This window comes from Lentzea chajnantorensis, from assembly GCF_054300775.1.
Genome location: NZ_JBSDZT010000002.1, coordinates 1,337,670 through 1,358,344, shown reverse-complemented (window position 1 = coordinate 1,358,344; position 20,675 = coordinate 1,337,670). Strand labels below are relative to the sequence as shown.

The following is a 20,675-nucleotide window of genomic DNA, read 5'->3' as shown; positions in this document are numbered from 1 at the left end:
CTGGCGGTACCCGGAGAGCCTACCTGACCTGGGTGTTCATCAACTCGACAGGTGTTCGGGGGCACATCTTCACCGGGTTCCACCATCGGGTGAAGCGGCTTGTCCCGGGGGCACTGTTTGGTAATGTGGGGGTCGCCGAGGCCCGTAAGCCGAGGAAGTGTACCCAGCCCACGTCCGGACGGTCGGCGGCTGGGTATCGCGCTTTCCGGGGTCAGTTCAGGTCGACGACCGACTCGACGACCGGTGACACCCGCTCCCGCCATTCGCCTCCGGAGCCGTGGCACCACGCCACGACGTCCGCGATCCACAGCAGCTCCTCGCTGGTGCTCCGGCGGTGCTCGTAGACGAGGTTCGACGACCAGGGTGCGGGCCCCAGTGCGGTGCGGATCGTCTGGGCGTCGAAGCGGTCGCGCTGGTCGCGCGAGTCGAGGACGAGCCGGTGCGCGTCGACCTTGAGCAGGTCGGCGACGAGGTTCTCCAGGCACGTCTGCCGAGCGGCCTCGTCACCCGCACCGCAGCTGCGGGTGTACAGCCGCACGGAGACCCGCTCGGCGACGAGACGGGACGCGATCAACCTGCGCCGGCTCGGTGTCTCCTTCTTGCAGTGCAGCTCGTGCTGACCCGGCATCAGCAGCCCGCGGAGGGACCTGCGGAACCTGGCGAGCTCGCCGGGCGAGACCAGTGCGACGGCCAGCAGGTAGGTGTTGTTTCGCCGCGACTCGTCGACGAAGGCGTGCAGACTCACGGAACGTTCATCGGCCGGGGCCGAACGACACTGCAGGAAGTCCAGCCGATCGAGCGCGTTTCGCCGTCAGCGGAGCGCGCTGGCGTCCGCGGTGTTCCGGACGGATGCTGGGATCATGAAGATCCTGGTGCTCGGCGGAACCGTGTTCCTCAGCAAGGCCGTCACGGCGGAGGCGGTCCGCCGGGGCCACGACGTGGTGTGCGGTGCTCGTGGCGCCTCGGGCGAAGTACCCGAAGGTGCGCGCTTGGTCTCGATGGACAGGAACCGGCCCGGCGCGTTCGACCAGCTCGCCGGGGAGCGGTTCGACGCCGTCATCGACGTGTCGAAGTACTCGGTGACCTGGGTGCGGGACGCGTTGGAGGCGTTCGGGGCGACCACGCCGCACTGGACGTTCGTCAGCAGCATCTCGGTCTACGCCGACCACGCGTCGGGCAGCGACGAGCTGTTGCCGCCGCTCGAGGACGATCCGGCGCAGGAGTTCACGTCCGAGCGGTACGGCAGCGTCAAGGTCGCGAGCGAGAACGCGGTCAGGGAGGCCGTGCAGGGCAAGGAGTTCATCGTCAGGGCCGGGCTGATCACCGGGCCGGACGACCCGAGCGACCGGTTCGGGTACTGGCCCGCCAGGCTCAGCAGAGGTGGCCGGGTGGTGGTGCCGGACAGCCCTGAGCTGGGGTTCCAGCACATCGACGTGCGGGACCTGGCGCGGTGGATCGTGTTCGCGGCCGAGGAGCGGGTGACCGGCACGTTCGACTCGACCGGGCCGGTCATGCCGTTCCAGATGGCCATCGGGGAGATCGCCGGGGCCACGGCGGCGCCGGGGACGCAGCTCGTGCCGGTGGCGGAGAGCGTGCTCGAACAGCTCGGGGTCAACCCGTGGGCCGGGCCGCGGTCGTTGCCGCTGTGGTTGCCGCGGGAGTGGGCGAAGATGGTCGGCCGCGACGTCAGCGCCGCGCTGGCGAACGGGTTGCGGACCAGGCCGCTGGCCGAGACCGCGCTCGACTCGCTGGAGTACGAGCGCGGCCTCGGGGTGGACCGGCCCCGCAAGGCGGGACTGACGCCCGACGAGGAGGCGGAGGTCCTTACAGCAGCGGGTTGACCTGCGCGGCGACGAGGTCGATGCGCACGCCCTGGTTCGGGCAGCCGCCGAAGTGGTGCAGCCCGATCACCTTGTGCGTGCGCCTCGACAGCACCGGCGAACCGGACGAGCCGCCCTCGGTGTCGCACATGTAGCTGATGTCGGACTGCGACGAGCTGCCGTTGACCCGTACGGCCCGCACGGCGCAGTAGCCGCCGCCGTTGCTGTCGTCGCGCAACGACAGCTTCTTCAGCTTCCCGGCCGGGTGGCCGACGATGTACATCTCCTCACCCACGGCCGGAACGCGCGCGTCCAGTTCGAGGTAGCCGAACGAGCTGATGGCCGCGAAGTTGTTCACGGTGAAGAGGGTGTAGTCCAGCGCGGCGCTGTACTTCAGGACCTGGGCCGCCAGCACCTTCGTGACGGTGGCCGTGGCCGTGCCGCCGCAGGTGGGGCACTGGTAGTTGAACCACACCTCGATGCCGGTGGTGCTGGTGAAGCAGTGCTCGTTGGTCAGCATGCGGTTGTTGGGGCCGACCCGCCACGCGGTGCACAGCGAGCTGCCGTTGCGCAGCAGCTTCGCCACGGCCGGCGTCTTGCCCCACTCGGTCGGGTTGCTGGACTGGTAGCAGACGGCGTCCTTGTAGTCGTTCGTGCCGCAGATGCTCTGCACGGACGGCTGCGCGGACATCTCCGCCTCGGTGTAGCCGCGGGTGAGCTTGTCGACGCGGGCGCGGCTGAGCGGGCTGCTCACCGACACCACCGCCCTGTCGCCGGTGATCGACATGGCCCAGAAGCCGGTCGCGTCGACGGTGGCGGTCAGCGAGGACTTCAGGTCGCGGGTGTAGGTGTACTTCTCGGTGCCGTCAGGGTTCGACACCGTGAGCACGTCACCCGGCAAAATGCGCAGATCCGTGAAATGCAGCTTCACGTATCCCGATCCGGGCCGTTCGACGGTCGTCGAACGGCTGAGGCCGCCCACGCGGACCGAGACGGATTCCTCGGTGCCGATTTCCTGTGACTGCGGCGATTGCGCCTGAGCAGGTGTAGACGTGGTGGTGGTGGCAGGGACAACGGTCGTCATCGGCAGGGCCAGCGCCAGTGCCGTGAGGAGTTGCAGGGTTTTCCTCATGCCCTTTGATACTTCCGACGTCACCTGACCGTGTCAGCCCGCCGAACGTCGGTAATGGAGGAATCCATGCAAGTTGTCCATTTCGGTCATGCCTGTGTGCTGCTCGACACCGGCAGCACCCGCATCCTGATCGACCCCGGCACCTTCTCGTCCGGGTTCGAGGACCTGGTAGACCTGGACGCGATCATGATCACGCACCAGCACGCCGACCACGTCGACGCCGAGAAGCTGCCCGCGCTGCTCAGGTCGAACCCGCGGGCGTTGCTGGTCGTGGACGAGGGGACCGCGCCGAGCGTCGAGCACCCGACCGTCGCACGGCCGGGTGATGTGCTGAAGGTCGGCGACACGACCGTCAAGGCCGTCGGCGGTCAGCACGCGGTCATCCACCAGGACATCCCGGTCGTCCCGAACACCGGCTACGTCGTCGGCGACGGTGCGTTCTACCACCCCGGCGACGCCCTGTTCGTGCCCGACGAGGACGTCGACGTGCTCGGCCTCCCCTCCGGCGCGCCCTGGATGCGCACCGGTGAGGCCATCGACTTCATGCGCGCCGTGAAGCCGCGCGTGGCCGTGCCGATCCACGAGGCGGTGCTGGCCATGCCGCAGATGGCCTACCACCACTTCGAGAACCTCAAGCCGGCCGGAACCGAGGTCAGGCCACTGCAGCGGGGCGAGGAGTCGGAAGTCTGACGTAGGTGGTCGGCACGGCGTCGTGGGCGAGGGCCACGTCCACGGCGTCGAGCACGGCCTGCCGCGCCCCCGCACGGTGCAGGTCGCGCGCGTCCACGGTGATCCGCGTGAGCCCACCGCGCCGCGCGGACCTGGCCGCCGCGTAGACCAGCGCCAGCGACCGCAGCTCACCGAAGTTGCTGCGCTCGGTCAGCGCGTGCAGCCGCCCGAGCGTCGCGAGCCCGGTGCCGACGTCCCGCACGGCGTGGGCGTCGGCGCAGAGCTTGAACTTGTGCTTGGCCAGCGCGATCAACGTCCCGGGCGACGCCACACAGCGCCGTGGCGCGAACGTGTCGACGTTCAACCCGATGGCGTCCATCTGCACACGGGCGCCCGTCAGCAGAAGCCCCGCCTCGTACGCGGGGAGCCTGCGTTGACCGAGGCCGTGCAGCACGACGGCGTCGCCGAGCGCGGCGCGCTGCCGCACCCAGTCCTGCGCCGTGGCGAGCTCGCGGGGGACCACGAGCAGCGACAACGGCACCCGCCGCGGCTGGAGGGCCGCGGCCAGATCAGCGCACCGGTCGAGGGTCTGCGGACCGATGCCGGACAGTGAGACCACGAGCTGTGAGTGCACCCGACGAGTGCGCCATGCCGTGGTGACGTCCGCGTGAAACCGGAGCTAACTCACGCGAGCCAGTCGGCGAAGGACCGGCCGGTCAGCAGCTCGTAGGCCTCGACGTAGCGCTCGCGGGTGGCTTCGACGACCTCGTCGGGCAGCGGGGGCGGCGGGGTGTCCGAGCGCCGGTCCCAGCCGGACGCGTCCGAGGTCAGCCAGTCGCGCACGTACTGCTTGTCGAACGACGGCTGCACCCGGCCCGGCGCGTAGCCCTCGGCGGGCCAGTAGCGCGACGAGTCGGGCGTGAAGACCTCGTCGGCGAGGATCAGCTCGCCCTGCTTGTCCAGCCCGAACTCGAACTTGGTGTCGGCGAGGATCAGGCCGCGCGTCTTGGCGTACGCGCGCGCTTCGCTGTACAGCTCGATGGTGCGGTCACGCAGCTTCGTGGCCAGCTCGACGCCGTGCTTGGCGGCGATGACGTCGAACGACACGTTCTCGTCGTGCTGCCCGATCTCCGCCTTGGACGCCGGCGTGAAGATCGGCGGGTCCAGCTCGTCGGCCTCGACCAGGCCCTCCGGCAGCTCGATCCCGCACACCGCGCCGGTCTGCCGGTAGTCGGCCATGCCGGAGCCGGTGAGGTACCCGCGCGCCACGCACTCGACGTCGACCATGGCCAGCTTGCGCACCAGCAACGCCCGTCCGCGCACCTCGGCGGGAATCCGCGGGTCGTCGGCGGCGACCAGGTGGTTCGGGCCGAGCCGCTCGAACCAGAACACGCTCATCGCGGTGAGCACGCGGCCCTTGTCCGGGATCGCGGTGCTCAGGACGTGGTCGTAGGCCGAGATCCGGTCGGACGCGACGAACAGCAGCAGCTCGTCGTCGACGTCGTACAGGTCGCGGACCTTGCCCCTGGCGACGTGCTGGTAGTCAGCGAGCGTTGGCACGCCGGTCAGCCTAGCCGGGCGGGTCGGCCGGCTTCCGGCCACCGCACCACTACAGATCGGGCGTCCGGCCATTTAAGGTGCACCCCGTGCTCACCCGAAAGGCCCTGTTGATCCCGGCAACCGCCAGTGCGGGACTGCTCGTCGTGCTCGCCGTCGCGGGGTGGGGCGGCGACTCCGGTCCGCAGTCGTCCGCACCGGCCCCCGGTCTGGGCGCGAGCACGACCCAGCAGGTCAGCCTCGTGCCGACGCCCGAGCTCGCCGAGATCACGGTCAAGACCACGACCACGACGACCACCACCACGACGACCACGACCACCACGCGCAGGCCGGCGCCGCCGCCCGTGCAGCCGCCGCCACCCGCGCCGGTGGTCACCACGACGGAGCCGCCGCAGCGGGGTCTCCTCGTGAACGAAGGCGCGCGCTGTGCTCCCGAGGGTGCCGGCGGTGTCGACCTGCGCGGGCAGGCGCTCGTGTGCCGCAAGGACGACCGGCGGGCCGACCGCCTCCGCTGGCAGCAGGCCTAGGCCGGGGAAGCCGGAGGGGCCCACTCCAGGACGTCGACCTCGTCGCCGACGGCGAGCGATCCCGCGCGGACGACGGCCGCCTTCATCCCGAAGGTCACGCCGCCGTCCGGGTCGCGCCGGTAGGAGGCGAGCGTGCGGATCGGCTCCGGGCCCGCGCGCAGACCGGTGTCCTGGTCGACCAGCGGCACCGAGCAGCGCACGCAGTCCTTGGCGTAGCCCAGCTCCACGTCGCCGATGACCGCGCGCCGCACCCGGTCCTCGGTGTGCGGCTCCGGCCAGCCGGAGATCACCACGTTGGGGCGGAAGCGGTCCATCGGCACCGGTTCGCCGCCGCGGTCCAGGACGCGTTCGTTCAGGCCGTCCAAAGAGGACAGCGACAGCACCAGCAGCGGGTGCGCGTCCGCGTAGCCCACCAGGCCCTCGGTCTGCCCGCCCGACTCCCTGCGCACGTCCTGTGGCATCCGCACCAGCCGGACCGCCTGACCGAGCACGTCGGAGAAGTACGCGGCGGCGTCGTCGCCCTGGTCGACGCCGAAGCCGTCCCACTTGTGCACCACGACCGGGATGCGCGGCCCGTCGGCGACCACCGGGAACGACTCGCCGCCGACCCGCAGCGCCGAGTCCACGAGGGACGGTCGCAGTGCGGCGAGCGCGGGCGTGTTCCGCTGCGACAGGAACACGCCGTCCTCGGCCGACACCAGCATCATCATCCGGTCGTCGCGCAGCCCGGTGAGGTCCACGGCGGACGACGTGACGGCGACGCCGCCGCACCCCTTGACCGGGTAGGCGAACAGCCCGGACACGATCACAGGATCGGCTCCGGCTCGTACGCCGGGTACTTCTCGACGACCGCGGCCACCTGCTCGACGACCGCGGCGACCTGCGCCGACGCCACGCCGGTGAACGACAGCCGATCCGCGAGCAGCGCGTCCAGGGCCGCGCGGTCGAGCGGCAGGCGCTCGTCGGCGGCGAGGCGGTCCAGCAGGTCGTTCTGCGCCAGGCCCTCCTCGCGCATCGCGAGCGCCACGGCGACGGCGTTCTCCTTGATGGCCTCGTGCGCGGTCTCCCGGCCGACACCCGCGCGCACGGCCGCCATCAGCACCTTCGTCGTGCCGAGGAACGGCAGGTAGCGGTCCAGCTCACGGGCGACGACGGCCGGGTACGCGCCGAACTCGTCCAGCACGGTCAGGAACGTCTCCAGCAGCCCGTCGAACGCGAAGAACGCGTCGGGCAGCGCCACCCGGCGCACGACCGAGCAGGAGACGTCGCCCTCGTTCCACTGGTCGCCCGCGAGCTCGCCGACCATTGACAGGTAGCCGCGCAGGATCACCGCGAAGCCGTTCACGCGTTCGCACGACCGGGTGTTCATCTTGTGCGGCATGGCGCTGGACCCGACCTGGCCGGGTTTGAAGCCCTCGGTCACCAGCTCGTGGCCCGCCATCAGCCGGATGGTCTTCGCGAGCGACGACGGCGCCGCCGCGAGCTGCACCAGCGTCGACACCACGTCGAAGTCCAGGGAGCGCGGGTACACCTGGCCGACCGAGGTCAGCACGCGCTCGAAGCCGAGGTGGCCCGCGATCGTGCGTTCCAGCTCGGCCAGCTTCTCGCCGGAGCCGAGCAGGTCGAGCATGTCCTGCGCGGTGCCGACCGGGCCCTTGATGCCGCGCAACGGGTACCGCGAGATCAGCTCGTCGAGCCGGGAGAACGCCACCAGCAGCTCGTCGGCGGCCGTGGCGAACCGCTTGCCCAGCGTCGTGGCCTGCGCGGCGACGTTGTGCGAACGGCCGGCCATCACCAGGTCGGTGTGCTCGGCGGCCAGGCGCGCCAGCCGGCCCAGCACCGCCGCGGTCTTGCCGCGGACGAGCTCCAGCGACCGCAGCACCTGCAGCTGCTCGACGTTCTCGGTGAGGTCGCGCGAGGTCATGCCCTTGTGCACGTGCTCGTGACCGGCGAGGGCGTTGAACTCCTCGATGCGCGCCTTCACGTCGTGCCGCGTCACCCGCTCGCGGGCCGCGATCGACTCCAGGTCGACCTGCTCCAGCACGCGTTCGTAGTCGGCCACCGCGCCGTCCGGCACGTCGATGCCGGCGGCCGCCTGCGCGCGCAGGACCGCGAGCCACAGCTGGCGCTCCAGCACGATCTTGTGCTCGGCCGACCAGAGCGTCGCGAGCGACGTGGAGGCGTAGCGACCTGCGAGGACGTTGGCGATGCGCGGCTTGGTCACGCCGCCAGGTTAGTGCACGTCGGACTCACTCCCAGCGGATGCGGCCGTCGGTGAGCATCGTTGTGAGCACGTCCACAGACACCGGCAGCTGCGCCCGCAGACCGCTGCCCGTCGCCGGGTTCGTGGTGAACGCCGACAGCTTCACGGTGTAACCGCTCTCGAAGACGCGGGTGGACACGGCCCTGACGACCGTCGAGGTCCCGTCGAGGTACTCGGCCTCGATGATCTTCGACCCGTCGTCGACGGGCATCTCCTTGCACGTGACCGCGCCGATGCACTCCAGCCGCGAGCTCTTCGGGGTGCTCGTGGTCGTGAGCAGCAACGCGGTCGGCCCGATGTCGTCGGTCAGGTACACGTAACCGCTCAGGGACGGGTCCGGCGCGGAGCCGGGCGAGGGCGGCTTCGTCGTCGAGGTGCCCTGGACCACCTGCATGCCCGGCTGGACGTAGGCGGAGACGTCGCGCAGCTCCCGGCGCACGGTCTGCAGCTTCGCCGCGAGGGCGTCGCCGATGCGCACGCTGCGGGCGTTCGGCGACTCGGTCGACGTGGGCGCGCTGCTCTCGGTGCGCCGCGCCGCGATCTGGTCGTCGTCACCGGTCTTGGGCAGCAGCCCCGGCAGTGCGAAGGCGGACACGACGATCAGGGCGGTGGCCACTCCCACGCTGACCAGTGCTCGCCTGCGACTTTTTTTCTGCTCGGCCCGCCTCATCAGGGCGTCCGGGTCGAAGTCGAGGGGCGGCTCGTCCCAGACGGCCAGCAGCATCCCCTCGCGGATCTCCTGCTCACTCACGACGCGACCCTCCCCGAACTGCTGTCGAGCTTCTCCACGATGGTGCGCAGCGTCGCGAGGCCACGCGCCGTCTGGCTCTTGACCGTTCCCTCCGAGCACCCCATGGCCACCGCCACCTCGGCGACCGAGAGGTCCTCGAAGTAACGCAGCACGAGCACCGCCCGTTGCCGTGGCGGGACCTGGAGCAACGCGGTGTGCACCAGCTCACGCGCCCACAGCTTCGCGCTGGTGTGGTCGGGGTCGACCCGCTCGTCGGCGGCGTCGGGCAGCTCCCCGTCGCGCTGCTCGGCCCTGCGCCACGGCCTGCGCTTCTCGTCCAGCCAGGTGCGCAGCAGCACCTTGCGGGCGTAGGCGATCAGGTTGTCCAGGCCCTTGATGCGCTTCCAGGCCAGGTACATCTTCATGAGGCTGGACTGCATGAGGTCCTCTGCGGTGTGCCAGTCCCCGCAGAACAGGTACGCGGTGCGGCGCAAGCTCGCGGCATTGGCTGCCGCGAACTCGCGGAAGCCCTGTTCATCGGCCTTGCGCATGCGATCCCCTCTCGCGTCCTCATCCAGGGGAACGCACCGGGGTAACGCGGGGTTGCATCACTCGTGACGCGAAAGGGCCTTTCGGAGCATTCTCGCCGCGACACCGCGTGGATCGGACTTCAGCTCGATGAACGCGTTCACCATCGTGCCGTCCACGAGCGCGATCAGCTCCTCGACCCGGTCGGCGGGCAGTGCGCGGCCGGAGCGGGCGAAGATCGCGGAGATCAGGTCCTGCAGCTCGGAGCCCATGACCCGCATCAACGGCCGCAGGTAGGGGCGGCGGCCGGTCGCGACAAGGCGTTCGTAGCGCAGCAGCATCGTCTCGGTGTCGGTGACGTCCGGGCCGACCAGCAGGTCGAGGACCAGCTGGATCAACGCGTCGTCGTCGACGGTCCCGTGCGGCAGCGCGGCCAGCTTCTCCCTGCTGCTCGCGAGCTCGGCGCGGCCGTGCAGCTCGACCGCCGCGGTCACGAGCTCGTCGAGCGAGTCGAAGTAGTACGTGGTGGACGCGAGCGGCAGACCTGCGCGTTCGGCGACCGCGCGGTGCCGGACCGCGTCGAACCCGCCCTCCACGAGCAGTTCGGCCGCGGCCTCCACAAGCGCCTGCCTGCGGCGCTCCCCCTTGGGAGTTGCTGCGGTCATAGTCGGGCCAGAGTACTGGGCGAGCGGGCGCGGCCTGGTCAGAACCGGGACGCGAGTGCGTCCGCGACCCGCGTTGCCTGCCCCTTCAGCTCGCCGTCGCCCTGCGTGAAGACGTAGAGGTCCTGGCCCTTGCCGGTCTTGACCACCGCGGTGTCGGCGCGGTCGGGTGCCGTGAACTCGCTCGGGGTGACGATGGCCGTGATCGTCAGCCCGTCGACCTTGAACGCGGCCGAGCGCGACGACGGCGCGCAGCTGACGGTCGGCGGGACGGCGTCAGCGGGTGGGACCGAAAGCTCTCCGGCGAGGGCGACGGCGAGCTCCCGGTCCACCTCCGCGCAGCCCTGCACCGCGCGTTCGCCGACACTGGGGTCGGCGCTTCCCGGCGTGGCCGTGTCCCCCTGCGTGGACACGTCACCAGGGAAGTTCTTCGTCTGCATGTTCGGCGGGTCGACCGGAGCGGACAGCGGCGATTGTGCCGAGTTGTCCCCCGCCTGGCCAGCACCGGCGACGGACTCGGCGCCTTTGTCCTGGTTCACCCAGTTCGTCCCGGCCAGGACGCCGCCGAAGCCGAGCACCACGACCAGCGCGGTGCCGCCGGCGATCGCGCTGCGCCTGCGCTGGGTGGCCCTGCGCGACGCGGTGCGGACGTCCGACACGTCGAAGGCCGCCGGTGGTGCGTCGTGCGCGGCGTCGCGGAACAGGTCCGCGAGCTTGTTCTCGTCCACCTACAGCCTCCTTCCGCTGGTCGCCGTCATGACGCCGGTCGCAGGTCGTCGATCGCGCTGCCGAGCGCTTCCCGCAGTGCGGTCAGCCCGCGGGCGGTCTGACTCTTCACAGTTCCTTCCGAGCACTTCAGCACCTCGGCGGTGGCCGTCACGTCGAGCCCTTCGAGGAACCGCAGCACGAGCACCGCCCGTTGCCGCGGCGGAACCCTGCGCAGGCCCTTCATCAGCGCCTCGCGCGTCGCGACCGTGTCGCCGACCTCGTGGTCGAGGGCCGGCGTCTCCGGCAGCTCGTCGGTGAACTTCTCGCGCCGCCACGGACGCCGTGACTCGTCGATCACCGCGCGCACGACGCTGCGCCGGACGTAGGCGTCGAGGGCCTGCTTGTCCCGGATCTTCCGCCACCTCCTGTGCAGTGCCACGAACGCGGTCTGCGCGAAGTCGTCAGCGCGGTGCCAGTCGCCGCACAGCAGGTATGCCGTTCGGCGCACGGCCTCACGGCGAGCCACGAAGTACTCCGCGAACTCCTGCTCGTCGCGCTGATCCACGCGGACTGCTCTCCGCTCGTTCCTCGAGTTGCACTGACCGGACGGAATCCGGGGGCCCCACGGTTGCACGAACCCAGGGGGAGAGCCACATCACCCCCTCGGTCGTGAGCCGGATGTGATGTGATCGGGGTCGTGACACCCATTGACCTGCGCTCGGACACCGTCACCCGCCCGGACGAGGAGATGCGTCGCGCGATGGCCGCGGCCGAGGTCGGCGACGACGTGCTCGACCACGACCCGACGATGGCCGCACTGGAGGAGCGCGTCGCCGGGCTGCTCGGCGTCGAGGCCGCGCTGTGGGTGCCGTCGGGCTCGATGGGCAACCTGATCGCGTTGTTCCTGCACCTGGACCGCGGTGACCGGTTCCTGGCCCCGCTCGGCGCGCACGTGCTGGACGCGGAGCTGGGCACGGCGGCGTGGCTGGCCGGCGGCATGCCGCACGCGTTGCACTCGATGACCCCGGAGGCCGTGGTCGCGGCGGGCGGCGGCGAGTCGCCGTACTACGGGCTGCGGTCGACCCTGCTGTGCCTGGAGAACACCCACAACGCCGCCGGTGGCGCGCTCACCCCGGTCGCCGGTCATGCCGCCCTGGTGGCGGCGGCGCGGTCGGTCGGGCTGGCCGTGCACCTGGACGGGGCGCGGCTGTGGAACGCGTCGGTGGCGCTCGGGGTGCCGTTGACGGCGCTGACCGCCGGGGTGGACACGGTGCAGGTGTGCCTGTCGAAGGGGCTGGGCGCGCCGGTCGGGTCGGTCGTGGCCGGGTCGGCGTCGTTCATCGTCGAGGCGCGGCGGGTGCGGAAGATGCTCGGCGGCGGGGTCCGGCAGGGCGGTGTGCTGGCCGCGGCCGGGCTGGTGGCGCTGGACCGGATCGCCCGGCTGGCCGACGACCACGCGAACGCCGCTGCGCTGGCCTCCGGGCTGCGGTCGATCGGCTGGGAGGTCGCGGAACCCGCGACGAACATCGTGCTGGCGGCGGTGCCGGACCTGGACAAGACGCTGCTGTCGTTGCGGGAGGCCGGCGTGCTCGCGAGCCCGATGTCGGGCAAGGTGCGGTTCGTGACGCACGGCGACGTGACCGCAGCGGACATCACCGAGGTGCTCCGCCGGGTTCGGGAAGGTGCCTGAGATGCGCTGGGTCGTGTTCGACTTCGGTGAGGTCATCAGCCAGCGCAACCCCGGGATTCCCGGCATGGCCGCGCGGCTCGGGGTGTCCGTGGAGGCGTTCGAGGCCGTGTACTGGGACCGCGACGCCTACGACCGCGGCGGCTCCGACGCGGACTACTGGGGCCGGATCGGGTCGCGGCTGGGCGTGCCGGTGGACGTGGAGGAGCTGACGGCCCTCGACAACGCGGGCTGGCTGGCCGACCCGGTGCCGGACACCGTCGCCCTGATCGCGGACCTGGCCGCCGCGGGGGTGCCGCTCGCGTTGCTGTCGAACGCGCCGGTGACGTTCGCGCGCCTCGCGGAGGAGGAACCGTGGACCGAGCACTTCCGGCACCTGGTCTTCTCCGGCGACCTCGGGTGCGCCAAGCCGGACGCGGTGATCTGGCAGCGGCTGAAGGACGTCGTGGGCAGCTCGGACCTGGTGTTCTACGACGACCGCCAGGTCAACGTCGACGGCGCCCTGGCCGCGGGCATCGACGCGCGGCTGTGGACGTCAGCCGCCGCTGCGCGCGTTGAGCTCCGCGCGGAGCTCGGCGATCTCGGCGCGTAGGTTCCTGAGCTCCCGCACCGTCTCCAGCTCCGCCTCCTCGACGCCGCGCAGCTTCTCGACCAGCCAGCTGGCGATCGTCCCGGTGATGACACCGAGCAACGCGATGCCGCCGACCATGAGCAGCCCGGCGACGAGCCGCCCCTCGGTCGTGACCGGGTAGCGGTCGCCGTACCCGACCGTCGACATCGTGGTGAGCGTCCACCACAACGCGTCACCGAACGTCGTGATGCTCGCGTTCTCGGCGTGCCTTTCCGCGTCGAGCACGGCAAGGCTCGCGCAAAAAGCGACGATGGCCGTGACCCCCGCGACGTAAATGCTGACGCGCCGGCGGATCTTGTGCTGGAACTTCTTGTTCAACAGCGTGATGACGGTGATCAACCGCAGCACGCGCAACTGCCTGATCATCGGCAGCAACACCGCGGCGAGGTCGAACAGGTGCGTTTTCAGGAACCGCGGTTTGTCGACGGCGAGCGTGAACCTGACCGCGAACTCGACCGCGAACACCGCCCAGATCAGCCACAACACGACCTCGACCGGAACGTGCAGGAACACGTGGTCGTCGAGCACCTGGAACGCGTAAACGACGAGGAACAGCACGGCGAGCGCCGTCAACGGCCACTCCGCCTTGCGCTCCCACCGTTCCAGGCGGGCCTCGCTGGACTGCAACACCGCTCCATGGTGAATGTTGCGGCGGCATTGTTCCAGGGGCTAGCGCCGCGATTTCACCGCGCCATAAGCCACCGTGCCCACGAGGAGTAGCACTCCGATCACGGCGAGCCAGAAAAGGCCCTTCACGACGGCGCCGACGACGGCGAGGACGACCCAGATCGCGACGAGCCAGCCGATGATCGCCCACATGTGGTGTCTCCCCTGTTCTTCTGGTTGCTCTACAGCCAGGCCTTCAACCGCCTCAACGCTTCCTCGACGTCGTTCGTTGAACCCGCGAACGACATCCGCACGAAGTGGTGCCCGTCGACCGGGTCGAAGTCGATGCCCGGCACGATCGCGACCCCCGTGTCGTCCAGCAGCCTGCGGCAGAACCCCATCGAGTCGTCGGTCAGGTGCCGCACGTCCGCGTACACGTAGAACGCCCCGTCGGCCGGCGCGAGCTCCCCGATCCCGAGGCTGGTGAGGCCGTCGACCAGCAGGTCCCGGTTGACCCGGTACCGCTCCAGGTGCCCTGCGGTTTCCGCGTACGAATCCGGGTGAAACGCCTCAATCGCCGCAAACTGTGACAAAGCGGGCGGACACAGCGTGAAGTTGCCGGTCAGGCAGTCCACCGCCCGCCTGAGCCGCTCCGGCAGCAACATCCACCCCAGCCGCCACCCGGTCATCGCGAAGGCCTTCGAGAACGAGTTCACGACCACCGCGTCCCGCGACGTCTCCCACGCACACGCCAACGGCTCCCCGTAGCTGATCCCGTGGTAGATCTCGTCACTGATCAACTGCACACCGCTGTCCGCACACCACCGCGCGATCGGCGCGATGTCGGCCACCGTCCCGGTGGGATTCGCGGGGCTGGCGACGATGACCCCTTTGAGCGCCGCGACAGCGTGCTCCGCGGCAAGCATCTCCACCGTCGGCTGGAACCGCGTCGCCGGCCCGCACGCCAACTCCACCACCGAACACCCCAACGCCTTCAGGATGTTCCGGTAAGCCGGGTACCCCGGCCGCGCCAACGCCACCCGGTCCCCGACGTCGAACGCCGCCAGGAACGCCAATGTGAACGCCCCCGACGACCCGGTCGTCACCACCACGTCCTCAGCCCCGACCGCCAGGTCGTACTGCCGCCGGTAGTGCCCGGCGATGGCGGCCCGCAACTCCAGCACCCCCAACTGCTCGGTGTACCCCAGCGCCTGCTCTCCCAGCACACGCACCGCGGCATCCCGCACCGGCCGCGGCGCCGGACTCGACGGCTGCCCAGCGGCCAGCGACACCACGTCCCCGTGGGTGCGCTGCCGTTGCGCGGCGGCGGACAGCACGTCCATGACGTGGAACGGCGGGACGTCAGCGCGAGCAGCCACGGTCAGCATGGCGCCAGGCTAACTCGCCTGCGGGCCGGTGGGGCCTGAGACCTCGGGCGCACACCCACACATCTGCACACACGCACATCCACCACCGGGTCCAAACGCCACCACCTGCGCTAACCAGACCCACCGGCACCGGACCTCCGCGCCGCCTCCACTCGAACCGTTTCCCTCGAAGTCGCACCGCAGACCGTTCTATCGGCCGCTCGCCGCGAGCCGCATCCGACCGACCATTCCTCCCATTCGCCTCCCGGCCGCCCTCCCCGCGTTTCCCCTTTGCGGGGCGAGCGAGCGGGCGAATCAGGACAAAGCCCACTCGATCGGGTGAGCACGAACGAACCCGGCGCATTTCCGTCATGCAAACACAGACGGAAATGCGCCGGGTTCCGGACAAAGCTCACTCGTTCGAGTGATGAATCAGTAGCCCTGGTACCCGCCGCCCTGGGACATCGCCTTCAGGCCGGGGTGGCCTTCGAAGCCGCCGTAGCGCGAGAACGTGTAGCGGACGCCGGCGATGATGTTGTCGACCGGGTTCCAGATGTCGTCGTGGCCGGGCAGCTTGTGGGCGTTGAACGTCGAGTCGATGCACTGCATGAGGCCCTTGGACGGGGTGCCCTTCTGCGCGTTCGAGTCCCAGAGGTTGATGGCGTGCGGGTTGCCGCTGGACTCCTTCTCGATGATCTTCCAGATCTCGTCGATGTTGTCCTCGGTGACGGGGATGCCGTTGGCCTGCAGGATCTTGATGGCCTCGCGGATCCACTCCTCGACGTTGCCGGGCGGCGGGCTGCCCGACGGCGGACCACCGCTGGGACCCATGCCACCAACACCTCCGCCGCCACCACCGCCACCTCCACCGGAAGCACCACCGCCACCTCCACCGGAAGCACCGGAAGCACCACCCCCGCCACCGCCGCGGTCCTCGACGGGCGCCGGTTTCGCGTCCGAGCTGGACGTGGTCGTGCTGTCGTCCGGCGGCGGGGTCGCGGTCCACTCCACGGGCTTGCCGGGCGCGGGTGTGAAGGTCTGGGTGTTCGGGTCCTCGACGGCCGAGAACTTCGGTGCCAGCGCGCCGGGGCGGCCCTTGAGGGCGCCGGCGGCTGCACTCAAGGAGCTTTCTGCTTGTGCGACAACGGGTTGTGCGTCGGCGACGGCTTCGGCGCAGTAGCTGCGGATGATGCTGTCGACGTCTTCCTGCGGCTGGCCGTGCAGTTGCCGGCGGACCTGGCGGGCGCGGCTCAGCAGGTTCTCGCAGATGCGGCTCATGGCGCTCTTCGCCGTCTCCAACGCGTTCGCGGCCGCCTCCAGGTCGGCCGCGGCGCCGTTGAGCACGTCCGTCATTGCGGTGCCGCACCTGGTGACGTTGCCCATGTAGGCCACGAAACCGTCGGCCGACTTGCCCTCCCAGGCGCCGTCGAGCTGGGAGACGGACCGCTGCAGCACGTTCGACTGGTCGCCGCACTTGCCGGCCGCCTGCTTCCAGCGGGTGGCGATGTCGCGCACGGCCTGCGGTTGGGCGTTCTCGACCTTGTCAGCGAACTCGGCCAGCGGTGCGCCGCCGGGCAGGCCCGCGACCTCGTCCATCGCGCTCACGTCACACCGCCCTGAAGGAGTTCCGGTTGGCGTCCTCGACGGCGGCCACGTTGGACTGGATCGCGTCGAGTGCGCTCTCCACCTTGCGCAGCACCTTCTCCGCCGCTGCGAACTCCTGCGCGCCCGCCTGGTCCATTGCACTGACCGCACTGAAGATCGCCGCGGAGGCGCCGAACTTTCCGAAGATGTCCGAATTGCCGTGTTGATTGGAAAAGCCGTCACCGATCGCGCCGAATTGTCCGGCCTGACTGCTCACGGTTGTTCGGCACTGTTCCATGGCTTCGCTGTTGAACTTCGCCACAGCCATGCGCACGTACCCCCTCGATGTCTACTCGGAGACCTTAGAACGAATTGAGTCGAGCAGGGCGTCGATTCGCCCTTTCAACGCCGGTCGGGTGATGTCCTCGTCCACGATCACGTCGAGCCGGCACCGGCGCCCGCCATGTGTGGCGATGGCACCGATCCAGGCGCGAACACCTTGCTCCGGAACGAGTTCGACGAGTGCGGCCGCCATGTCGGCCACCTCGTCGACCACGACCTCGTCGCGGGTGAGCACTGCCCTGACCCCGCCGGCGACGACCATGGCGCGCGTCGACGTGCTGCCGATGCCGAGGCGGAGGTCGAGGGCGAGTGCGGGGGTCGCGAGCTGGTGGAAGGCCTTGGCGAGCCACGGGTCCAGCTCGTCAGACTCCACAGTGGACTCTGGCGCGTGCAGCACGATCGGCATCGCGCCCAGGTCGAGGTGGTCCCACGCCGCGCGGAACGCGGACGGGGTGAGTGCTGCTCTCACGGCGGAACTCTCCCGGCATGTCGCGGGCGACGTCCCCTGGCCCCCCAGGCCCGCGTGCGTTACGACGCACGGGCGAGCGCGGGGGTTCCGTGGTCACACTTCCTGGAGGAGCTCCCAAACGGCGGCGGCGAGCCGGTGGTTGTCGACCGGCGTGATGGTGCACCACTTGCGGCCGTCGCTGCTGGGCTTGAGCTGCCGCAGGTAGCGGCCGTTGTGCGTGTCGTGGAACGAGACCACGCGTCCCGCGCGCTGTCCGTTGCGCTGCGCACCGAACTGCCCGCGGGTGGAGGTGCCGTCGAGCATGGCGGCGAGCTCCTGCGCGTCGCCGAGGCGCATGCCCTGGCGTTCCAAAGTGGTGATCATGCGCTGGGCGTCCTGCCCGACGTCCTTGGCCGCGGCCACGAGGTCGTCGTACGGCAGGCTGATCGAACGCCCGTACCCGGCCGGCATCTCACCGGCCACGGACACGGCGGCCTCGGCCAGCGCCGTGCCGCGTGCCTCGATCAGCCACATCTCGTCGCGGTCCTGCACGGCGAGGATGGCCTCGTCGCCCACGGCAGCGGCGAGCCCGCTGATCTGCCGGTCGGCCCAGACCCACAGGTCGATCGACATCGGCGCGTTCGCGAGCAACGCGAACCCGTCGGCGAGCTCGGGCACGACCCGGCCGTTGCCGGCCAGGCCGCGCGCTTCGAGCGACTCCCAGGCCCGTTTCACCACCTCGGCCTTCTCGGTGTGGGTGATGGAGGGAATCCGCGTGTCGAGCGCGACGTGGGCGGCCGGGAGGCGTTGCGCCTCCCAGACCACGGCGAACTCCACTGTGGACAGAACCACGGAACCTGGTGAGCTCAAGGGATCTACTTGTCCTTCGGTTCTTCGCCGATCACCGACTGCACCACCATGCGCTCGTCGCCGAACACGTCGTCGGAGTCGACGCCGTACTTGCGCACGTGCTCGCTGTCCTCGTCGCCCTCGCCCTTGGCGGCACCGGCCGCGGGGGACATGAGCGAGCCGGACCCCTTGCCGGCGACGGCGCCACCCTTCCCGGCGGCCGCACCGGGCCGGTTCGCGTCGGGGCCGACACCCGTGGAGCCACCCGGCGTCATGCTGCCCGGCACGCCCTTGCCGGCCGCACCCGTGCCGCTCGCGCCGGCACCCGCGCCACCGGGGCCGCCGCCCGCGCCGGGACCACCCTTGCCACCGCCGCCGATGGTGCTCGGAGCACCCTTCGGTCCGGTCGAGGCGATCGGCGTCTTGGGCGCCTGGCTGGGCCCGCGCCCACCGCCGACGACCTGCGGCCCGCGCGCGTTGCCCGCGGCACCCGCCAGGCCGGCGGCCGCTGCGGTGGCGGCGGTGGCCGCGACCGGGAGCGGGGAGCCGAAGGGCTTGGGGAGGCCGGGGCCTGCGGCGATCGTGCCCGGCGTGGAGGTGCCGGGGAGGATGCCGGTGGTGCTGCCGGGGATGTTCGGGGTGGGGCCGACGGGGACGCCGGGGGAGCCCGGTGAGCCGGGGGTGCCGGTGAAGCCGGGACCGCCGGTGACTCCGGGCGGGGTGGAGTGGGGCATGCCGACCGCGTGGCCGACGGAGGTGGAGGACGGGGCGCTGCTCACCACGATCTCCGGTGCCTGAGGCGGCGGCCGGAAGTCGTTCAGGGAGCCCTGGCTGCCGCCGACGTACCCGTTCAGCGCGTCGATGGCCTGCTGGCGCGCCTTGTTGGTCGCTGCCACCTCGGCGGCGTGGTCGGTTTCATAGCCGACGAGACCGCCGAGCTTGTCGCCGAGGTTCCGCTCGGTGTCACCGTGCAGCTTCTCCTCCTCCGGCGACCGGTAGCGGGCCTGGCTCGTGCTCTCCTGCTGCCGCGCCATCGCGTCGGAGTTCTGCGTCGTCGCCTCACCTGCCTCGGCGACGACCTTGGTGGAGGCCTGGGTCTTGTCCTGGGCGTGCTGGCCGGCCGCGCCGTCCCAGTTGATGCCGAGCTCCTTGAGCTGCAGCTGCAGCTCGTCGTCGACCGACTTCAGCGTGCCGGCCAGGTCGCGAAGCGCATCGGAGGCCGTCGAGAACTTCCGGCCGAGATCACCGTTGTTGAGGCGGTTGACCTCTGCGGCCAGCTCACCGTTCGACCAGCCGTCGAAGTTCCAGTCGGTCAGATCGTGATATCCAGACATTGCCTCCCCCTCACTTCAGCGTCTTGAGCGTGTCCAGCGCGAGGCCGGCGGCCTTCTTCGCCTTGTCACACAGCTGCTGCTGGGTCTCCTTGACAGCGCTGTCCGGCTTGTAGTCCACGATGAGCTGCTGGCCCTCGGCCACGTCCACGGCGACCGCGCAGTCCACGGCGTCGACACCGACGAGCTTGATCTCAGCAGCGCCGTACCCGGCGACGTCGATCACGTCGGCGGTCACGTTCCCACCTTCGGTCAGCCAGTAGTCGACGCCCTTGTTGGTGGCGAGGACGGCGAGGTACGAGTAGGTGAGGTTGTTGCTGAAGAAGCAGGCGGGCATGGGCGTGCTGTCGACCATCTTCGACTGCTGGGAGGAGCCCTCCGCGATCTTGACCTGCTTCATCTGATCAGCGGTCAGGAGCTTGCAGGGCTCGACGCCGGTCACCTTGAGGTCAGCGGGGCGTGCGGGGAGCTTCTTCGTCGCCTGCGAAGTCGCCGTCGTCGTGGGCGGCTCCGGGTTGGGCTTGCCCGCTTCCCCGGTGCCGGTGCACGCCGAGGCCGTCACCAGCAGCAGGGCCGCGACGACTGGTCCGATGTACTTCTTGCTCACGCCTTCGGTCCGAACGTCGCGGTGATGTCTTCCTCGCTGATGTTGTACTGCGTGGCCGCGTCTCGCAGCTGGTCCGACAGAGCTTTCAGGCTCTTCACATATGCTTCGACCCGTCCCGCATAGGTGTCGGAGCCTCCGACCAGCCGGCTGTTCCACGCCTTGGCGATGTCGGCGCCCACTCGCCCGCCGGTGCCCGCGTCGGCGGGGATCTTGAGATCGCTCTGCACGAGCCCGAGCTTGGTCTCGAGCACCTTGGCCTGGTCGTGGATGAGCGCGCCGGCCTTCAGGACGTTCTTCTCGTTGACCTTGAAGTGCTGTGTCGCGGGACCTGCGGACATCTTGTCCAACGCGGCAGAGGCGACCTGGAAGGCGCCCACCGCGGCCCCGATAGCGCCACCCATTGCCGCAGCGGCACCGAGAACGGCATCCGCCCCCGCGTTCTCCTGTGTCACGACGTCCTACCCCCGTACGGTTGGTGACGGTTCGGTCTCGCTTCGCAGGCTACCAACGCCCGCGTAAGACGCACCTGTAGTTCGACGAAGACCACCCCCAGTTGGTTCCACGTCACTCAGCGTTCGTTTGCGCTGGCAGAACGTGCCAAGAACCGGGGCGACCGAACCGGGCACA

26 protein-coding genes are annotated in these 20,675 nt (G+C 70.3%); 5 read left to right on the top strand and 21 right to left on the bottom strand.

What is annotated here, in order from left to right; all coding sequences use genetic code 11:
- Nucleotides 1–211: 211 nt before the first annotated feature.
- Nucleotides 212–745: a hypothetical protein gene (locus ACVDFE_RS07345; RefSeq protein ID WP_458429980.1), complete on the bottom strand. Its 534-nt coding sequence runs from the start codon at nucleotides 743–745 to the stop codon at nucleotides 212–214.
- 115 nt (nucleotides 746–860) lie between these two features.
- Here ACVDFE_RS07345 and ACVDFE_RS07340 point away from each other — a divergent pair, with 115 nt between their 5' ends.
- Nucleotides 861–1,841 (top strand): NAD-dependent epimerase/dehydratase family protein, encoded by a 981-nt coding sequence (locus ACVDFE_RS07340; RefSeq protein WP_360394354.1) that lies wholly within the window; start codon nucleotides 861–863, stop codon nucleotides 1,839–1,841.
- On the opposite strand, the gene ACVDFE_RS07335 is transcribed toward ACVDFE_RS07340, so the two are convergent.
- The gene (locus ACVDFE_RS07335; RefSeq protein WP_458429978.1) at nucleotides 1,825–2,700 is read right to left on the bottom strand and encodes a trypsin-like serine peptidase; all 876 of its coding nucleotides are present in this window, start codon (nucleotides 2,698–2,700) and stop codon (nucleotides 1,825–1,827) included. The two genes, ACVDFE_RS07340 and ACVDFE_RS07335, sit on opposite strands and share 17 nt — an antisense overlap.
- A gap of 318 nt (nucleotides 2,701–3,018) precedes the next feature.
- On the opposite strand from ACVDFE_RS07335, the gene ACVDFE_RS07330 reads away from it, so the two are divergent.
- Nucleotides 3,019–3,642: an MBL fold metallo-hydrolase gene (locus tag ACVDFE_RS07330; RefSeq protein ID WP_458429976.1), complete on the top strand. Its 624-nt coding sequence runs from the start codon at nucleotides 3,019–3,021 to the stop codon at nucleotides 3,640–3,642.
- Here the strand turns inward: ACVDFE_RS07330 and ACVDFE_RS07325 are convergent.
- Together ACVDFE_RS07325 and ACVDFE_RS07320 are read right to left on the bottom strand one after the other, a co-directional pair.
- Nucleotides 3,605–4,255 carry a DUF2334 domain-containing protein gene (locus ACVDFE_RS07325; RefSeq protein WP_458429975.1) on the bottom strand — a complete coding sequence of 217 codons (651 nt, stop codon included), beginning with the start codon at nucleotides 4,253–4,255 and terminating at the stop codon, nucleotides 3,605–3,607. The genes ACVDFE_RS07330 and ACVDFE_RS07325 overlap by 38 nt on opposite strands.
- A gap of 50 nt (nucleotides 4,256–4,305) precedes the next feature.
- Nucleotides 4,306–5,181, bottom strand: coding sequence for a phosphoribosylaminoimidazolesuccinocarboxamide synthase (locus ACVDFE_RS07320; RefSeq protein WP_360394343.1), 876 nt, complete (start codon nucleotides 5,179–5,181; stop codon nucleotides 4,306–4,308).
- An 86-nt stretch (nucleotides 5,182–5,267) separates the two neighbouring features.
- Here ACVDFE_RS07320 and ACVDFE_RS07315 point away from each other — a divergent pair, with 86 nt between their 5' ends.
- A complete protein-coding gene (locus tag ACVDFE_RS07315; RefSeq protein ID WP_360394340.1) occupies nucleotides 5,268–5,705 on the top strand; it encodes a hypothetical protein in 438 nt (145 codons plus the stop codon).
- Here ACVDFE_RS07315 and ACVDFE_RS07310 read toward each other — a convergent pair.
- Genes ACVDFE_RS07310 through ACVDFE_RS07280 form a run of 7 tightly spaced genes read right to left on the bottom strand, consistent with a single transcriptional unit; the run spans nucleotide 5,702 to nucleotide 11,161 of the window.
- Nucleotides 5,702–6,508, bottom strand: a complete 807-nt coding sequence (locus tag ACVDFE_RS07310) for an MOSC domain-containing protein (RefSeq protein ID WP_458429973.1) — start codon at nucleotides 6,506–6,508, stop codon at nucleotides 5,702–5,704. The genes ACVDFE_RS07315 and ACVDFE_RS07310 overlap by 4 nt on opposite strands.
- A gap of 2 nt (nucleotides 6,509–6,510) precedes the next feature.
- Nucleotides 6,511–7,929, bottom strand: a complete 1,419-nt coding sequence (purB, locus tag ACVDFE_RS07305) for an adenylosuccinate lyase (protein ID WP_360394335.1) — start codon at nucleotides 7,927–7,929, stop codon at nucleotides 6,511–6,513.
- Nucleotides 7,930–7,954: 25 nt separating this feature from the next.
- Entirely contained in the window at nucleotides 7,955–8,719 is a 765-nt protein-coding gene (locus tag ACVDFE_RS07300; protein WP_360394332.1) for a hypothetical protein, read from the bottom strand.
- On the bottom strand, nucleotides 8,716–9,249 hold the full coding sequence (locus tag ACVDFE_RS07295; RefSeq protein ID WP_360394330.1) for an RNA polymerase sigma factor: 534 nt from the start codon (nucleotides 9,247–9,249) through the stop codon (nucleotides 8,716–8,718). Before ACVDFE_RS07295 ends, ACVDFE_RS07300 begins: the two co-directional genes overlap by 4 nt.
- A gap of 57 nt (nucleotides 9,250–9,306) precedes the next feature.
- Nucleotides 9,307–9,891 (bottom strand): TetR/AcrR family transcriptional regulator, encoded by a 585-nt coding sequence (locus ACVDFE_RS07290; RefSeq protein WP_360394327.1) that lies wholly within the window; start codon nucleotides 9,889–9,891, stop codon nucleotides 9,307–9,309.
- 38 nt (nucleotides 9,892–9,929) lie between these two features.
- Nucleotides 9,930–10,616, bottom strand: a complete 687-nt coding sequence (locus tag ACVDFE_RS07285; RefSeq protein ID WP_360394324.1) for a hypothetical protein — start codon at nucleotides 10,614–10,616, stop codon at nucleotides 9,930–9,932.
- Nucleotides 10,617–10,642: 26 nt separating this feature from the next.
- Nucleotides 10,643–11,161, bottom strand: coding sequence for a SigE family RNA polymerase sigma factor (locus ACVDFE_RS07280; RefSeq protein ID WP_458429971.1), 519 nt, complete (start codon nucleotides 11,159–11,161; stop codon nucleotides 10,643–10,645).
- Between the two features lie 183 nt (nucleotides 11,162–11,344).
- Here ACVDFE_RS07280 and ACVDFE_RS07275 point away from each other — a divergent pair, with 183 nt between their 5' ends.
- Complete coding sequence (locus tag ACVDFE_RS07275; protein WP_458434287.1) at nucleotides 11,345–12,286, top strand: threonine aldolase family protein; 942 nt, start codon at nucleotides 11,345–11,347, stop codon at nucleotides 12,284–12,286.
- 1 nt (nucleotide 12,287) lies between these two features.
- Entirely contained in the window at nucleotides 12,288–12,875 is a 588-nt protein-coding gene (locus ACVDFE_RS07270; RefSeq protein WP_360394319.1) for an HAD family hydrolase, read from the top strand.
- Here the strand turns inward: ACVDFE_RS07270 and ACVDFE_RS07265 are convergent.
- The 10 genes from ACVDFE_RS07265 to ACVDFE_RS07220 form a co-directional block, all read right to left on the bottom strand.
- Nucleotides 12,819–13,544 (bottom strand): potassium channel family protein, encoded by a 726-nt coding sequence (locus ACVDFE_RS07265; protein ID WP_458429968.1) that lies wholly within the window; start codon nucleotides 13,542–13,544, stop codon nucleotides 12,819–12,821. The two genes, ACVDFE_RS07270 and ACVDFE_RS07265, sit on opposite strands and share 57 nt — an antisense overlap.
- 39 nt (nucleotides 13,545–13,583) lie before the next feature.
- Nucleotides 13,584–13,733, bottom strand: a complete 150-nt coding sequence (locus tag ACVDFE_RS07260) for a hypothetical protein (protein ID WP_360394313.1) — start codon at nucleotides 13,731–13,733, stop codon at nucleotides 13,584–13,586.
- Nucleotides 13,734–13,762: 29 nt separating this feature from the next.
- Nucleotides 13,763–14,908, bottom strand: coding sequence for a pyridoxal phosphate-dependent aminotransferase (locus tag ACVDFE_RS07255; protein ID WP_458429966.1), 1,146 nt, complete (start codon nucleotides 14,906–14,908; stop codon nucleotides 13,763–13,765).
- A 411-nt stretch (nucleotides 14,909–15,319) separates the two neighbouring features.
- Entirely contained in the window at nucleotides 15,320–16,492 is a 1,173-nt protein-coding gene (locus tag ACVDFE_RS07250) for a transglycosylase SLT domain-containing protein (RefSeq protein WP_458429964.1), read from the bottom strand.
- Between the two features lies 1 nt (nucleotide 16,493).
- On the bottom strand, nucleotides 16,494–16,799 hold the full coding sequence (locus ACVDFE_RS07245; RefSeq protein WP_458429963.1) for a hypothetical protein: 306 nt from the start codon (nucleotides 16,797–16,799) through the stop codon (nucleotides 16,494–16,496).
- 21 nt (nucleotides 16,800–16,820) lie between these two features.
- Nucleotides 16,821–17,282: an ESX secretion-associated protein EspG gene (locus ACVDFE_RS07240; protein ID WP_360394306.1), complete on the bottom strand. Its 462-nt coding sequence runs from the start codon at nucleotides 17,280–17,282 to the stop codon at nucleotides 16,821–16,823.
- 93 nt (nucleotides 17,283–17,375) lie between these two features.
- Complete coding sequence (locus ACVDFE_RS07235) at nucleotides 17,376–18,113, bottom strand: ESX secretion-associated protein EspG (RefSeq protein ID WP_360394303.1); 738 nt, start codon at nucleotides 18,111–18,113, stop codon at nucleotides 17,376–17,378.
- Between the two features lie 23 nt (nucleotides 18,114–18,136).
- Nucleotides 18,137–19,444, bottom strand: coding sequence for a WXG100 family type VII secretion target (locus tag ACVDFE_RS07230; protein ID WP_360394301.1), 1,308 nt, complete (start codon nucleotides 19,442–19,444; stop codon nucleotides 18,137–18,139).
- A 10-nt stretch (nucleotides 19,445–19,454) separates the two neighbouring features.
- Nucleotides 19,455–20,048, bottom strand: coding sequence for a DUF3558 domain-containing protein (locus tag ACVDFE_RS07225; protein WP_360394300.1), 594 nt, complete (start codon nucleotides 20,046–20,048; stop codon nucleotides 19,455–19,457).
- Nucleotides 20,045–20,500 (bottom strand): hypothetical protein, encoded by a 456-nt coding sequence (locus tag ACVDFE_RS07220; RefSeq protein WP_360394298.1) that lies wholly within the window; start codon nucleotides 20,498–20,500, stop codon nucleotides 20,045–20,047. The genes ACVDFE_RS07225 and ACVDFE_RS07220 overlap by 4 nt, the downstream gene beginning before the upstream one ends.
- Nucleotides 20,501–20,675: the final 175 nt, after the last annotated feature.

Excerpts from the sequence above, each read along its gene's own strand:
- ACVDFE_RS07270 (WP_360394319.1), top strand. The coding sequence starts at position 12,288 with ATGCGCTGGGTCGTGTTCGACTTCGGTGAGGTCATCAGCCAGCGCAAC.
- ACVDFE_RS07340 (WP_360394354.1), top strand. The coding sequence starts at position 861 with ATGAAGATCCTGGTGCTCGGCGGAACCGTGTTCCTCAGCAAGGCCGTC.
- ACVDFE_RS07330 (WP_458429976.1), top strand. The coding sequence starts at position 3,019 with ATGCAAGTTGTCCATTTCGGTCATGCCTGTGTGCTGCTCGACACCGGC.
- ACVDFE_RS07295 (WP_360394330.1), bottom strand. The coding sequence starts at position 9,249 with ATGCGCAAGGCCGATGAACAGGGCTTCCGCGAGTTCGCGGCAGCCAAT.
- ACVDFE_RS07275 (WP_458434287.1), top strand. The coding sequence starts at position 11,345 with ATGCGTCGCGCGATGGCCGCGGCCGAGGTCGGCGACGACGTGCTCGAC.
- ACVDFE_RS07260 (WP_360394313.1), bottom strand. The coding sequence starts at position 13,733 with ATGTGGGCGATCATCGGCTGGCTCGTCGCGATCTGGGTCGTCCTCGCC.
- ACVDFE_RS07290 (WP_360394327.1), bottom strand. The coding sequence starts at position 9,891 with ATGACCGCAGCAACTCCCAAGGGGGAGCGCCGCAGGCAGGCGCTTGTG.
- ACVDFE_RS07245 (WP_458429963.1), bottom strand. The coding sequence starts at position 16,799 with ATGGCTGTGGCGAAGTTCAACAGCGAAGCCATGGAACAGTGCCGAACA.
- ACVDFE_RS07230 (WP_360394301.1), bottom strand. The coding sequence starts at position 19,444 with ATGTCTGGATATCACGATCTGACCGACTGGAACTTCGACGGCTGGTCG.
- ACVDFE_RS07255 (WP_458429966.1), bottom strand. The coding sequence starts at position 14,908 with ATGCTGACCGTGGCTGCTCGCGCTGACGTCCCGCCGTTCCACGTCATG.